9 protein-coding genes and 1 pseudogene are annotated in these 13,778 nt (G+C 68.0%); 4 read left to right on the top strand and 6 right to left on the bottom strand.

Annotated features, from left to right (window positions below; all coding sequences use genetic code 11):
- On the top strand, positions 1-193 hold a 193-nt coding region (locus MFF42_RS17955), incomplete at its 5' end, for a hypothetical protein (RefSeq protein ID WP_238256970.1).
- Between the two features lie 315 nt (positions 194-508).
- Here the strand turns inward: MFF42_RS17955 and MFF42_RS17950 are convergent.
- Entirely contained in the window at positions 509-1,744 is a 1,236-nt protein-coding gene (locus MFF42_RS17950) for an MFS transporter (RefSeq protein ID WP_238256969.1), read from the bottom strand.
- Between the two features lie 659 nt (positions 1,745-2,403).
- Here MFF42_RS17950 and MFF42_RS17945 point away from each other — a divergent pair.
- A pseudogene (locus tag MFF42_RS17945) lies at positions 2,404-3,201 on the top strand (cellulose synthase); the annotation flags it as partial.
- Positions 3,202-3,338: 137 nt separating this feature from the next.
- Here the strand turns inward: MFF42_RS17945 and MFF42_RS17940 are convergent.
- The 3 genes from MFF42_RS17940 to MFF42_RS17930 all read right to left on the bottom strand — a co-directional run bounded on the left by MFF42_RS17940 (position 3,339) and on the right by MFF42_RS17930 (position 10,253).
- Complete coding sequence (locus MFF42_RS17940; RefSeq protein WP_238256967.1) at positions 3,339-7,034, bottom strand: hypothetical protein; 3,696 nt, start codon at positions 7,032-7,034, stop codon at positions 3,339-3,341.
- Positions 7,035-7,112: 78 nt separating this feature from the next.
- Complete coding sequence (locus MFF42_RS17935; RefSeq protein WP_238256966.1) at positions 7,113-8,486, bottom strand: HlyD family type I secretion periplasmic adaptor subunit; 1,374 nt, start codon at positions 8,484-8,486, stop codon at positions 7,113-7,115.
- 3 nt (positions 8,487-8,489) lie between these two features.
- Complete coding sequence (locus MFF42_RS17930; protein ID WP_238256965.1) at positions 8,490-10,253, bottom strand: type I secretion system permease/ATPase; 1,764 nt, start codon at positions 10,251-10,253, stop codon at positions 8,490-8,492.
- 359 nt (positions 10,254-10,612) lie between these two features.
- On the opposite strand from MFF42_RS17930, the gene MFF42_RS17925 reads away from it, so the two are divergent.
- Complete coding sequence (locus MFF42_RS17925; protein WP_141952928.1) at positions 10,613-10,909, top strand: helix-turn-helix domain-containing protein; 297 nt, start codon at positions 10,613-10,615, stop codon at positions 10,907-10,909.
- Positions 10,910-11,419: 510 nt separating this feature from the next.
- On the opposite strand, the gene MFF42_RS17920 is transcribed toward MFF42_RS17925, so the two are convergent.
- Positions 11,420-12,124, bottom strand: coding sequence for a sigma-70 family RNA polymerase sigma factor (locus MFF42_RS17920; protein ID WP_238256964.1), 705 nt, complete (start codon positions 12,122-12,124; stop codon positions 11,420-11,422).
- Between the two features lie 220 nt (positions 12,125-12,344).
- Here MFF42_RS17920 and MFF42_RS17915 point away from each other — a divergent pair, with 220 nt between their 5' ends.
- Positions 12,345-12,515, top strand: a complete 171-nt coding sequence (locus tag MFF42_RS17915) for a hypothetical protein (RefSeq protein ID WP_238256963.1) — start codon at positions 12,345-12,347, stop codon at positions 12,513-12,515.
- A gap of 369 nt (positions 12,516-12,884) precedes the next feature.
- Here MFF42_RS17915 and MFF42_RS17910 read toward each other — a convergent pair.
- The coding region (locus MFF42_RS17910; RefSeq protein ID WP_238256962.1) for a LysR family transcriptional regulator at positions 12,885-13,778 on the bottom strand (894 nt) is incomplete at its 5' end.

Raw genomic sequence — 13,778 nt, 5'->3', positions numbered from 1 at the left:
CGACCGACGAAGGCCGGCCCGCCGCCTCGGAGGCGTGCCGGCCTTCGTCGGTCGCAAGGTCATCCTGTTTCTGCGGGGACGCTGTCATGACGGTAGCAGCCATGAGGGGGGTGGCGGCTCCTCGGCCTCGCCGGGTCTGGCCGTCCAGTCCCGCACCGACCGGATCAGCCAATCTCGCAGCCCGCTCGCGTGATCCGCGGAGCGATGGCCGCTTGCCACGTCGAACTGAGCCCGTGCTCCACGTGTGAAGCCGCAGTGGAACTCTGCCGTCCGGCGATCGCCGTGTTCGTAGTCCAGCAGGGACGCCATACTCCTTCTCCTTTCGCACCGGCCGCTCGCTGGGCGGCCAGAGGCATGGGAGGGGTCTGCAACGGTCAAAGCACGGAAATCGTTCTCCAGGAGAGCAATGCATGCGACGCATGGCTAGCGTTGAGGCGCGAGTTCCATCCGACGCTCGGCGTGCGGGCCAGAGTGGCGTTCGATGATGCACCGGCATTCACCCGAGGCGTCAGGCGGGCTTCAGGCTGGCGGCTAGGCGCTCACGCCGCCGGGTTCGACGACCGGGCTCCGAGGTTGCATCAAGCCAGATGACGAGGGCGAGCGCGATCAGGGCAGGTGCCCCGAGCGCCAGGAACGAGCCACTCCAGCCGAGAACGGATTGGGCTAGGCCGCCGTACCAGGCCGAGAGCGCGCCGCCGATGCCCTGTACCGCGTTGACAGTGCCGAGCGCCGTCTGGGTTCGGCCTGAGCCCCAGGTGAGGTCGGCCACCACCACCGGTACGGCCACGCCGACGATGCCGGAAGCCACTCCATCGAGGATCTCGGCCGAGATCAGCCAGACTGGGTCGTCGATGAAGGCGGACAGGGCTGCGCGCACGGGCAGCACCGCCAGTGCGACCAATAGGAGCTTGCGACGACCGCGCTTGTCGGCGAGCGAGCCCGCAAATAGCGCCACCGGAATCATCACCAACTGCGCCACCATGACGTAGCGGGCAGTCCAGGCCGTTGCGTCGCTTCCGGCGGCGACGAGTTTCTGGCCGAGCAGGGTCAACATCCCACCGTTGCCGAGGTTGAACAGGGCGAGCGCCACCGCCAGCACCATCAGCTTGCGGTTCGAGAGCACGCTGCGGGTCGTCGCGCGCTCCGGCTTGTCGTCTGGGTCGTCTTCCTTCCAGCCGACGGCGCGGCGCCCGTTGTAGCAGTGGCCCGGCGTCGTCAGCGCCGCAACGATGGCCAGCACCGCCATGGCGCCGAGCACCCAAAAGGCCACGGCCGCCCCGAAATAAGCGGTCCCGAAACTGATCAGGCCGGCCGCGATCAGGATACCGAGATGGTTGTAGGCTTGATTACGGCCCTGTTGCTTAGGAAAGCGGTCCTTGCCGACGATGCCGAGGGTGAGTTCGGTGATAGCGGGCAACAGCAGCACACCGCCGGCGGCGGCTACCATTTGGGCGGGGAACACGGCCGGGAAGGACTTGGCCGGCAGGATGAGCAACGTGCCCGCGAGGATGGCCGCACAGGCGGCGGCGATGAGCAAGCGGGGCCGCCCGATCCGGTCGACAACGGCTCCGGCAGGCCCGCTCAGGAACAGGGCGCCGACCCCTACCAGTGTCGTGACGAACCCGACACGCGCAGGCGACCAGCCTCCAGTCTGAGCGAGCCAGGTGCCCAGGAACGGGCCAAGGCCTCCTTGGATGTCGCCGGTGAAGACGTTGATGAGGGCGAGGTGGCTGGTGGCGAGCATGCTCTCGAACCGATGCGCCGCATGGCGCAAGGACAGGTCACGAGAGACGTTCTGACGACATAAACCGTTCCGCCGCGTCTGTTGACGCAGGAAACGGAATGTACGAGCGACGAAAAAGTGACGTACGCGAACCCTTTGAGCGACCTGCTTGCTCGTTCGGAACGGTCTGCATTCGAAGAACGTTTTGTCGCGGGTGTCCGGACCCTAAGATATACCCTAAAGGAACCTTCCTTGGCCTTGCGCCCAGGACTCGCGCCAGCCCTTAGATCTGCGGAGCATGGCGGGGCCGGTCGTCTCCGGGGCGGCCGTGATGCCCTTCGGCCCGGCCCAGAACTCGATCGCCCCCGTTGCCGCTCGCCCGGTCAAGGGTGCGCCGGTCATGCAACGCCCCGACCGAGCCGACGACGTCGTCACGGACGACGGCGAGTCGACCCCGAATGACCGCGCCGCTGCTCCGCGGGCGGGACCGTTCAGTTCCGCCCGCGGCTCTGACTGGGCTCAGCCCTGGATCACGTCCACGATCTCGTAGCTATCCGGATCGATCACGATGCTGTTGTCGCGCACGAGGGTGTCGCGGTAGCACCCTGCTCACGGACCCGATCGCGGGCGATATCGGGGCGATCCCGGTCGCTGCCGGCGACAGCGTCGAGCCCGGTTCGCTGCTGGCCCCAGCAGTGTACTGGCTTGCCGGCCTGCCAGCCTTCGAGGCCGACGTGCTCTCCTTCCTGCGATACGGTGCGCCCCCGCTTTTCGCTCTGTGGGCCTATAGCGGCTGGGTCTCGCGCTCGCGCACCCTACCGATCTTCATGGAGGTGACCCACGCGATCAGCGCGCTCGCCGTCACCATGACACTGATCCAAGCGGCCGTCCGCCCCTTCGGCCGACCGTTCAAGGTCACGGAGAAGGGCGGTGACCGCTCCCAGATGCGGGTCCGCTGGCGCATGGCTTCGGCCTTCGGCGGCCTCTCCCTGCTCTCCGCGTTCAGCATCGTCTGGGCCTTCATCGCTCCGACCGCACCGGCCGAGATCTCGGATATCGACTATTTCAACCTCGTCTGGGCCGGGGTGGCGATGGTGCTGACCTTCATTTGCTTCCTCGTCTGCTTCGAGCACCCACGCGTCGATCTCGCGTTCCGCTACGACGCAGATGCCCGAATTGACGCCGGCGGGACCACCCGTGCCTGCCGCATCGCGTCCCTCTCGCCCGGCCGGGCGACGCTCGCGGACGCGTGCGAGCCGGTCTCCGCACCGGGTGTGCCGCTCGTCCTGCACCTTCCAGGCATCGGCGCGATCGACGCAGTCTCGGATCCCGCCGGCCTCTCGCTCGATCCGTCGCCGGAGCAGTACCGGGCTCTGGTCGTGGCCCTCTACTCGACGCCGCGCGACACCATCGCCCGCGCCGCCCGGTTCGCACCGACCGTCGGTGGCCTGCTCCGTCGAAGCCTCGGCCTCGGCTGAGCGGGGCCGCGGGCGAAGCGCATCGGCGGACTCTCCCGAACGCGATCCGAGGGAGTGGCGGTCAGTGCGTCCGCAAGACCCGCATCAAGACAAGCGGTTGGAGATGCCGGCTTGAAGCGATCAGGCCGGATATGGCCCTAGGTGTGGTGGTACATGTCGTGGACTGGATGCGCCTGATCCGAGACCCCGATCAGGCCGACCGCGTGATGGGTCGTTGCCTCATCCGGCCCGTGCGGAAGAGCCGATGGCACCGGATCCTGATGGGCGTCCGTGTGGAACACGAGATTGCCATCCGCGTCGATCGCCGCGGGCGGGGGGCTCGGTCGGCCCGGCTTCGTTTCACCGGACGCGCCATGAGACGCCCCGTGGGACGCCTCGGAGCCGGATTGGCCGCTCGGTGAAAGCCCGTCCGCCAGACCGGCTTCAACCTGTACAGGCGGCTCGGTCGGCGGCTCGGTCTTGACCGGATGGGCCGCTTGGCCGGGCGCCTCCCGGTCGCCGCGGCCGCTGACCGAAGGGGCGTCATCGACCTGCCCGCGATCGAAATGGGCCGATGCGGTCTCGTCCTGCGAAATCGATGCGGATGGCGACGTCCGGTTCGGACCACCGGACGGGTCGGGCAGGCCATTCTCGTCCACACCGTGAACCATCGCCTGCGGGTCCGCCGCTGGGATCGCGCGATCGACGACGGGTCCCGCGCCGTCATGCGACCCATCAGGACCGGCTTCGGCGTGCTCACCCTTCGGCGACGCAAACTGAGCGTCCGACGCCGGTGAAGCTGCGTGTCGAAGGGGGTTTTCCGCTTCTGCCCGATCGCTTCCCCGATCCTGTGAAACTGGGTCACGGGCAGCCGACGCGGGAATGGCAGGCTCCCCATCGGCACTTTGCCCGTGCGGCGCCGACCCTTCCTGCGCAAGCCACGCTTGAGACCCGGTGCCGCCGGCATGGACGGTCGACGGCGACGTCACGGCGACGTCGCTCGGCGAGGATCCGTGCTCCTTCGTGCCGGACATGTCCCCGTTCGTCAGTTCCGAGACTGCCGCGGTCGGGGCGTGATCGGAGTCATGCCCGATCGAATTGCCCCGGGGGTGTTCGGAGGGTGACGATGTCGGATCCTGAGCCGGACCATTGGTCGGTCCGCGCGCGTCGCCCGACAGTTCGATCGCGCTGAGCTTGTTCGATCCGTGGGCAGTGGAATCGAGATCAGGTGGCGCATGGGCCTTCGTGGTCGGGGCCGCGTCGGATCGCGCATCGCCCCGAATGTCTGGATTACCGTGACCTGGAGCGGTGTCGGTCGCGCCGGGACCATACGCTTCGGGCGCTTGCTGGGCGCTCCGCTCGGCAGGGGCCGGGCTGCGGCCATTGCCGCGATCGGCCTGCTGCTCCGTCCCGGGAAGAACGGTCTCGGTCCGAACGGTTGATCCCCGCTCATTGGCATCGTTCGGGGCCCGAAAGTGGCCTGCGATAGCCGCGCTCGAACCCAGCTCACGGTGCGCGGCAGCCTCGGCCTGCGAGCTGCTGCCGTGACCCTGGCCGTCGTTGCCGCCGGTCGCCTCGAACGGCGGATCGTTTCGAGAAGCCGCCTCGGTCGGCCGCCACGAACCTTGGTCGTTGGCATTCTCCTGGCCGCTGGCGCGACCGGCCTGTTGAATCTCGGGACGATCGCCGATCACGGACTCGGCCCGTGCGCTTCCCTGGCCAGAGACGGCGGTATGGCCGTCACTCGGGTCGGCCTGCACGGTCCGCGGGTTGTTTCCCGCCGCAGCCTCGGCCTGCGGGGCCCACTCCCGAGCCACGACACGGGCGTGGCCACTGCCGCGGCCGGCCTCCTCGACCGGTGGCGAATTCCCGGCGTCGGCCTGAACCGGCGAGGTTTCTTGCTGAGCAACACCGCGCGCGTGGTCGCTGCCGCGGCCGGTCTGCTCGACCGTCGGGTTACTCCCGGCTTCGGCGTGAGCCGACGCCTCTCCGTTCCGGGCAACAGGGATGGCGTGGCCATTGCCACCGCCGGTCGACGCGGTCTGCGGGTTGTTCCCGCTCGCCCCCACGGGCGATGGAGGTCGGTCCGGACCGACGGTGTTCACGGGGCCGTCGAGGGGGCTCGTCTGCTCGACCCGCATTTCATGGGAGGCCGCAGCCGGCGCGCCTTGATCCTGACCTCGGTCGCCGGCTTGGCCCTGACCGGGGCCAAGCTGCTCGGCGTTCGGGCCGTGGCCGCCGGCCGCCACCGCCGGAGAGCCGCGATCCTGACCGGTGGTATCGACGAAGCCTTGACCGGGGCGGACTGGCTCGGCCTGCGGATTACTTCCGATCGCGGCTTCAGCCTGCGGGCGCTGGACCGCCGCAGCGCTGATGGCTTGCCTGCCACTATCGGCGTGATGCTGGACCTGCGAGCTGCTTCCGGCGGCTGTCTCGGCCGGGACGCCGCGGCCTTGATCGACGCCGGCCTCACTGCGAGCGGGGACGGCCTGCTCCCCAGTCGGATGGGTTTCGGCGCCAGCCTCGGCCGGAGATCCTCGATCCCGGCCCACGTCCTCGACATGCCCCCTGCCAGGACCCGTCAGATCGACCATCGGGCTGCTCCCCAGCGCAGCCTCCGCGGGTCGGCCGTGGCCCCGATCATCGGCCTCATGCGACGCTTCGGGGGACGGCATCCGGCTCGTCACGATCTGAGGCAGGTCATTGACCCAGGCCGGCCGGGCAGGTCCGCTTCCGGCATTGGCAGGATCAGACGATGCGGCATGTGCAGGACGGGCGTGGGAGTCGGGCTCGGCGATCGAGGCCGGCCCCGACTCGTCCGATGCGGGCGCCGCGCTCTCGCTGCGCCCCGAAGTCGACGCTTGGTGACCGCCGGATTTGGCAGCGGACGCCTCGGCCGATGTGCCGGTCAGCGTGACATCGCTGCCAAATCCCGGCGCCAGCGGCTGGTTCTGCGAGGCTGGGGACTTCAATGCTTCGCTCGCGAATTCGGTCCGCGCCACCGGAACCGGATCGACCCGGCTCGACACCGCAATCGTGTCGGAAGCGGACTGAGGACGAGCGTCGGGATTCGCGCCGCTTCCTTGCGCCGTCAGAACGGCCGGCTGGACCGAGACGCCCCCGCGGCCGTAGCCGAGCGCGGTACCCGGCGCCAGCGTCGTATCACCCTGCGGCGTCGGGCTCGAAGCGTTGCCCGCCCCGTCCGCGAAGTCGAGATTCAGCTCTGCGCTCACGGCGCGGTGATCGACCGCCATCGCCTCGGCTGCGAAGATCATCGCCGAGAGGATGATCGCTTCGAGCTGCTTGCGATCGATGTCCCGATCGCCGGACCCGCCGGTGGCCTTCGGCTGCGGCTGGCCCTGTGCGGGCCCGCCTCCGTCGGAGGCGGGCGGCGCCGACACGCCTTCGCCGCCCGGCAGGAGCGGCCCCGCATGGGCGTCCTCGGACGACAGGCTCAAGGCGGCCGCAGCCACCAGAGCCGCGAGCAGCGCGGCCGGATGAACCACGAGCGTGGTCCCCGTCCCCGTCGCCGGAATCGGGAGCAGATGCGGATGCAAGCGCGCGATCTGGTCGATCAGGGTTCGGAAATCCGTCCCGCGCACGGGTCGGTCCAGAGCCTCCGAGGCGATGAGATAGCTGCCGTCGATTTTGGCGAAGTGGATGATCGCATCGCCGTCCGGCCGGCAGAAGACGAACCACGGCTCCCCCTCGTCGCTGAGACCGTGCTCGCTCGCGATGCTGAACCCGGCCCGGAGGAGGGCTGCCTCGACGCGGTAGAATTCGGCCAGCTCCTGCTGCGACCAGTTGCCTTGTCGCGCCGACGCCGGACGGAAGAAGGGAATGACTGTGCTCATCGTCCTCTCACCGTATCGGCTCGTTGCGTCCCCCGGCGGATCGCGTCGCCTTCCATGGCAGCGTGACCGCGCGCGGCGCTAGCGTTCATGAAAGGCGCGTCCCATCGCGTCGAAGAAGGGCGCGAACAGATACTCCAAGGCCGTGCGCTCCCCGGCCGAGACCACCACCTCGGCCGGCAAGCCCGCGAGGAGACGGTGTCTGACATCGGCCGGAAGCTGGTGTTCGTCGATCTCGACGGTGCCGGCGAAGTAGGCCTGCTTCGTGCCCTCGTCGACCAGACGGTCCCGCGACACCACCGTGAGCGTTCCGAAGGCCGCGGGCGTCCGGCGCGCCTGGAAGGTCGGAAACTTGATCTCCGCCCGCATGCCGGCATGGACGGCTTCGAGGTCGTTGGGCGAGAATTGCACGCTGACCACGAGCCGGTCGGCGGTCGGGACAATCTCCATCAGCGGCTCGCCCGAGCGGACGACCTGGCCGGTCGCGACGACCTTGAGCGCCTGGATGACGCCGTCGTGGGAGGCGCGGACCTCGTGACGCCTGAACACGTCCTGGGCGACGACAAGCTTTTCGCGGAGCTCGCCGATTCTCTGACGCGTTTCGAGAAGCTGGCCTGTGACCGTCTCCTGAAGCTTCTGCTTCAATTGGGTGATCTGCAGCCCGGCCTCGCTGATGGCGTTCTCGGCCTTGGCCCTCTCGGCCACCGAGCGCCCGATCACCCCTTCCAGCCGCGTGCGCTCGCGCTCCATCACGAGAAGGCGCGACAGGGGGATCAGATTGCGCTCGTGCAGGCTGCGCAGGCCCTCCAGCTCCTGCCGGATGAAGCCGACTTGCTGCTCGACCGAGGATTTCTCGACGGCAAGGCCGGAGATCTCCGTCCTCAGCTGGGTGACTTTGGCCTCGATGAGGGCGAGTTGCCCCTTGAGCGTGGTCCTCCGTTCCACCAACTGCCCAGCCTGATCGCCGATCATGCGCGCGAGGGTGGGCTCGTCGCGCCGCGCGGCGATGTCGGCGGGTAAGTGCAGGTCGTCGGACTGCGCCTGCTCCGCCCGCAGCCGCGCCTCGAGGACGAGAGCGGCGTCGAGCTGATTTCGGAACAGGTCCGCGCTCGCCTGGGACTGAACCGGATCGATCCGCAGGAGGACATCACCCGCGCGGACCGTCTGTCCATCCCGCACCAGCACGGCCTGGACCATGCCGCCTTCGAAATGCTGGACGACCTTGCGGCTGCTCTCCGCGACGATGACGCCGGTGCTGATGACGGCGCGATCCAGGCGCACCGTGGCCGCCCAGGCACCGGCGATACCGAAGGCTGCCACGATGAGCGCGTAGCCGGCGATCGCGTAGCGCTGCCACGCGATCGGAGAGACGGCGCTGTCCTCGCTGATCCGACCCGGTGACGGCGAGGGAGGGGCGGGCGACGGGATCGGAATCGGGGCGGAAGGCGTGTTCATGGCTCAGCCCGCGCTGCGCTGGACTTCGGGCACCCTCTCGTTCTCGGGCATGGGCCGGCCACCGGTCGCGACCAGCGCCGGAACCGGGCGGGGTCCGGAGACCTGGGCGAGGATCTGGTCCGCCGGGCCTGAGGCGTGCAGCGTTCCGCCATCCAGCATCACGATCAGGTCGGCGCCTGCCAGCAGGCTCACCTTGTGCGTGACGATGACGACGGTCGTCCCGCGCTCTCGCAGGTCCGCCACCGCCCGCATCAGCGCGGCCTCGCCGGCCTGGTCGAGGCTGGCATTCGGCTCGTCGAGGACGACCAAGCTCGGATCCCCGTACATCGCGCGCGCCAGGGCGATGCGCTGCCGCTGGCCGCCGGAGAGACCGTGCCCGCCCGGGCCGATCCGGGTGTTGTAGCCGTCGGGAAGAGTCTGGATCAGATCGTGGCAGCCCGCGCGCTGCGCGACCGCGACGACCGCGGCGTCGTCCTGGACGTCGAAGCGCGCGATGTTCTGCGCCACCGTGCCATCGAACAATTCGACATCCTGCGGCAGGTATCCGAGATGCCGCCCGAGCGCCTGAGGATCCCAATGCCGGAGGTCGGCTCCGTCGATGCGCACCGCGCCGGAGACGAGGGGCCAGACGCCGGTGATCGCGCGGACCAGGGTCGATTTTCCAGCCGCGCTCGGACCGATGATCCCGACAACGCTGCCGGGCTCCAGCCGCACGCTGACGTCGTGAAGGATGGTCCTCGACGAGCCCGGGGCCGCGACGACCACGTTCTCGGTCTCGATCCGACCGCGCGGGCGCGGCAGCATCACGCGCTGCGGCTCGAGACCGATGCGTGCCACGATATCCGTCAGCCGGGCGTGGCTGCTCCGGGCCGCCGTGAAACTCTTCCAATGTCCGACCACCGCCTCGATGGGCGCCAGCGTCCGGCCCATGATGATCGAGGCCGCGATCATCGAGCCGGCCGAGATCTCGCCATGGATGGCGAGATAGGCGCCGACACCGAGGACCATCGTCTGCAAAAACATGCGCGTGAACTTCGTCGCCGCGGCGATGAGGCCGGCGCGGTCGCTCGCCCGGGCCTGCAGCAGGATCGCCTCATCGTGACGCCGACGCCATCGAGAGCGCATTGCGCCGAGCATGCCCATGGCTCGCAGGACTTCGCTCCCTCGGACCGACGCGCGGGCCTGCTCGCCCGCCTCTCGGGCAACCTGGCTCGCAACGTCGAGGGGCCGCCGGGTCGTGAGATCGGTGAGCAGCGTCAGTCCCAGGAGCGTGCCGCCCCCGAGCAACGCCATCCAGCCGAACCACGGATGGAGGATGAAGCATGCGATCAGGAACAGCGAGGCCCAGGGCAGATCGCAGAACGCCAGAATCGCACCGCCCGTGAGGAACTCGCGCAGGACGTCGACGTCGCGCAGGGCCGCTTCGTGCCCGGCTCGCGGCTTGAGCAACGCGGCCCTGTGCACGATCTCGAAGACCGGTTCGGCGACCTTCCGATCGAAGATCATCCCGCCCCGCACCAGCAGGCGCGAACGCAGCATCTCGAGGGCGGCATAGACCGCGAGCGCGAAGGCTGCGATCGCCGTGATCCCGAACAGCGTCGCCTCGTTCCGGCTCAGAAGGACGCGGTCGTAGACCTGCAGCATGTAGAGCGGGCCGGCGAACAGGAGCAGGTTCGTGAAGAAGGCGAAGACGAACACCGTCATCAGAACGGGACGGATCGAGCGCAGTCCATCCTTCAGGACGGACCCGGCCACAGGGTCGCTCATGGCACCTCCGGGCGCGCCGGTACGCCTGTGCCGATTCCTGCGTCCAGGCAACCCGCCTGCGGGTGCCAAGCAGATTCCGCCCATTGCCGAATCGGCTCCGGAAGGACCGAAACCGCTGCCGGAGACCCGCCCTCAGTAAAATGTGACCCGTGCCGCCGCATACCGTCTGCTTCCCCGGTCCGCATCATCGCGTGCCGACCCATGAATCTTAGCGCAGGCTTATTGTATTCCAAGAAGCGGCGCCGAGCCTGCCGAAAATCAGGCGCGCCGAGAACTGGACGTCGGCTCGTGGAGCGACATATAGGGATTACTGTACCATTCGGCGCTGTCGCCTTCGAGCGCTGGCGGGAGCCTTCCATTTGTATGTCCACCAGCAACGTCTCGGCTCTGAGGAGGTGCAGGAACTGCGCCGTGAAGGTGGCCGTTTTCTGAAGGAACTTCGAGAGAAGCGCGGCCTCTCGCAGAGGCAGCTGGCCGCGCAGGTCGGCGCGGAATATTACACCTTCATCTCGCAACTGGAGACCGGGCGCGGCCGTGTCCCCCCGGACCGGTACCGAATCTGGGCCGAGGCCCTCGGGGTCGATGCGAAAGATTTCGTGAAAAGCCTGATGCGCTTCTACGATCCGCTGACCTTCGAGATCCTTTTCGGCGACTGAACCCTGTTGCGGTGAGGGGCTCGGCTCCTGCCCTGAGCAGCGCGGGACGTTGCCGTCGACCCCTATTCCGCAGCGAGGCTGAGAGCCTCCGCCTCGACAAGGACGGCACCGCAGGCCGTCATCAAATCGCGGAGCATCGCCAGAGCGTTTTCCACCTCCGTCAGACTCGCCAAGCCTTCTCGGAAATGCGCGGCTCCCCCAGCCAAGGTCACGGCAATGTCGAACCGGCCATCAGGGCGTTCGATAATCCGATACGACGCGCGGCGAGGCATGAGCATGAATGAGGAGCGAGGGCTGACGGCAAAAAGACCGCCCTGTCATGCGTCGCAGCTTCATGCAGTTCAAGCTATGAACTTCACTGTATCCAGCCGCTCTATCACGAAGCTTGGCCAGCATTGATATGCAATATGCCCGGCGTCACCTCGGATTGCGGACGATCTCATCGGGTGCTTGCGGCAGATCTGTATCGCTGCCGAGCCTGTCACAAATCATTTCAATTCAAAAAGCGGCTCAAACCGTCGACTTGGTGGATGGCGCGCCCAGCCGCTCGACCAAGTAGGAGCGGGCACGACTCACTCGGCTCTTCACCGTGCCGGTCTGACAGCCCATGACCTCCGCGGCCGCCTCGTAAGTCAGGCCCTGCGCACCGACGAGAAGCAGCGCATCGCGCTGGGGGGCAGGCAGTTGCGCGATGTGAGACATGACGACCTGAAGGTCCGATCCGTGCTCCTGCGCCGCCAGGGCGACCAGCCGGCCCGCCATGGCGCCGTCCACGTCCTCCACTTCACGCCTGTGCTTGCGCCGCTCGGTGTAGAAGTAATTGCGGAGGATGGTGAACAGCCACGCCTTCAGATTGGTGCCCGGAACGAACCGATCCTGATTGGCCCACGCTTTCAGGACCGTCTCCTGCACGAGGTCATCGGCCCGTGCTGGGCTTCCCGCGAGTGACTGGGCGAAGACGTGCAGGGCGGGGAGCGCCGCCTTGAGTCCCTCGCGAAAAGCCTTGTTGCGCTCGCTGGCCAGGAACGCGAGCGTCCCTTCCAAGGCCCGACTGAGATCGAGCAGGTGCTGCGGTGAGTCCGTGGCGACGATATCGAGATAGGACGTCTGCAACTGCGCACCGAGATGCTTCTGAACGGCCAGGGGCAGTTTGGCAGCGCCTGCCTTTCCACTGCGGTCCGAGCGAACCGGTCCGAGGCCGCCTGCAATCAACATGTCGATAACCCACGTCCTTTGTCCGAGGCGAGCGGCAGAGGCGCGTCTGAACCAGTCCGCTCCGCCGTACAGTGAACATCTAACTCGCGGACTCGGAGGATCGATCCATTCCGCGGCTGCGTTTGGGAGCGTCTTGAACAATTGCACGGTCGAGGTGATGACGCGTCCGGTGAAATGCAGAATCGTCGATTGTCCGGACGGTCGGTTCGCGGTTGTCGCCATGGCGAAGTCCGGTACCGCCTACTGGCGCGGCGGGCTGCTCACGCTCGCGGAGGCGGATGCCTGCGTGGAGGATCTGCGCGCCATGCTGTCGCTCTGCGGCGCGGCCCTCGCCTGCTCCGACCATGCGCCCGATCCGCACCCACCGAATTGGCCGCGTCCGCCGGGGTAACGGGCAACCGCTCCCGCAACACCGGCCGGAGCACCATACTCGCGTCACGCGAGTTGCCTCGCCGAGGCCCAGCCTCTGACAGCGCCGATCGCGAGACGGAACGCGAAGGATGGCAGGATGCGGCAATCAGGCGCGAACGGCATCTCTCCCCGGCCATCCCGGCCGCGGCAGCTGTCGTGACGAGAGCCCGCTGGGACACGCCGAGCAGCAGAACGACGAGGCCGAGCTTCAGCAAAAGTGGCCATGGAAATAAGCAATGGACCCAGCGACGACGCAGGGGCCGGGGAGGCCGTATATCGTCGGGAACGATGCTTTCTCCGAGTTCAACAGTCCGGGAACTCAGGGCAGGATAGGCGAGCCGCCTGAAGCCTATTCGGCACGGGCCGGCACATCCGATGCATCCTGCGCCCTAATCACGGCAAGGTGTCCGATCAGCGCGTCGATGAAGACGCGCACCTTGGACGACAGGCTACGGTGGCTCGGATACAGCGCGTGCACGTCGACCGTGTCCTCTGCAGCCTCCGGGAACAAGCGTACCAGCGCGCCGGTGGCAACCGCCTCCCTGGCAAGGAAGTCGGGCAGGCGACCAATGCCGGCCCCGCCGACCAGCACGGTGCGCATCGCGGTCGGTTCCGGCACCACGTTCCCGGGTCGGACATCGACCTGTTCCACTTGGCTGCCGGGCTGGCGGTACGACCATGTCATGAGGCGGTCGAAGGCCGACAGGAGCACGTGCCGCGAGAGGTCCGCGACCGTCGAGGGCGCTCCGCGTTCGGCGAGATAGGCCGGACTGGCGCAGGTCCAGAGCTCGATCCGGGCAAGATGGCGTGCGACGAGATCGCTGTCGGGCAGCGTCCCGATGCGGATGACGAGATCGGCGGCCTCAACCGGCAGGTCGATCAACCGGTTCTCGACATCGAGCACGACGCGGACGTCCGGATATCGCGTCAGGAAGGCCGGCAGCATCGGCGCGAGCAGCCCGACCGCGAAGGTGAAGGGCACGTTGATCGTCAACGTACCGCGCGGCGATCCGGCATAATTGCCGATCGCCGTCACCGCCTCCTCAACGTCGGTGATGATACGGCGCGCATGCGGGAGCAGGAGGGTGCCCGCATCGGTCAGCCGAAGGTGCCGCGTCGACCGCTCGACCAAAGCCAAGCCGAGTTCCGCCTCAAGTCGCGCGAGCGAGCGGCTGACCGACGACTTGGGCCGGCCCAGGGTCCGCGCTGCGGCCGAGACGCTGAGCAGGTCCGCGATCCGCGC

The organism is Methylorubrum podarium (genome assembly GCF_022179745.1).
Lineage (GTDB): Bacteria > Pseudomonadota > Alphaproteobacteria > Rhizobiales > Beijerinckiaceae > Methylobacterium > Methylobacterium podarium.
This window is presented reverse-complemented; position numbering and strand designations above follow the sequence as displayed.

Coding starts and splice junctions, on each gene's coding strand:
- MFF42_RS17950 (WP_238256969.1), bottom strand. CDS start 1,744: ATGCTCGCCACCAGCCACCTCGCCCTCATCAACGTCTTCACCGGCGAC.
- MFF42_RS17940 (WP_238256967.1), bottom strand. CDS start 7,034: ATGAGCACAGTCATTCCCTTCTTCCGTCCGGCGTCGGCGCGACAAGGC.
- MFF42_RS17935 (WP_238256966.1), bottom strand. CDS start 8,486: ATGAACACGCCTTCCGCCCCGATTCCGATCCCGTCGCCCGCCCCTCCC.
- MFF42_RS17930 (WP_238256965.1), bottom strand. CDS start 10,253: ATGAGCGACCCTGTGGCCGGGTCCGTCCTGAAGGATGGACTGCGCTCG.
- MFF42_RS17920 (WP_238256964.1), bottom strand. CDS start 12,124: ATGTTGATTGCAGGCGGCCTCGGACCGGTTCGCTCGGACCGCAGTGGA.
- MFF42_RS17915 (WP_238256963.1), top strand. CDS start 12,345: ATGGCGAAGTCCGGTACCGCCTACTGGCGCGGCGGGCTGCTCACGCTC.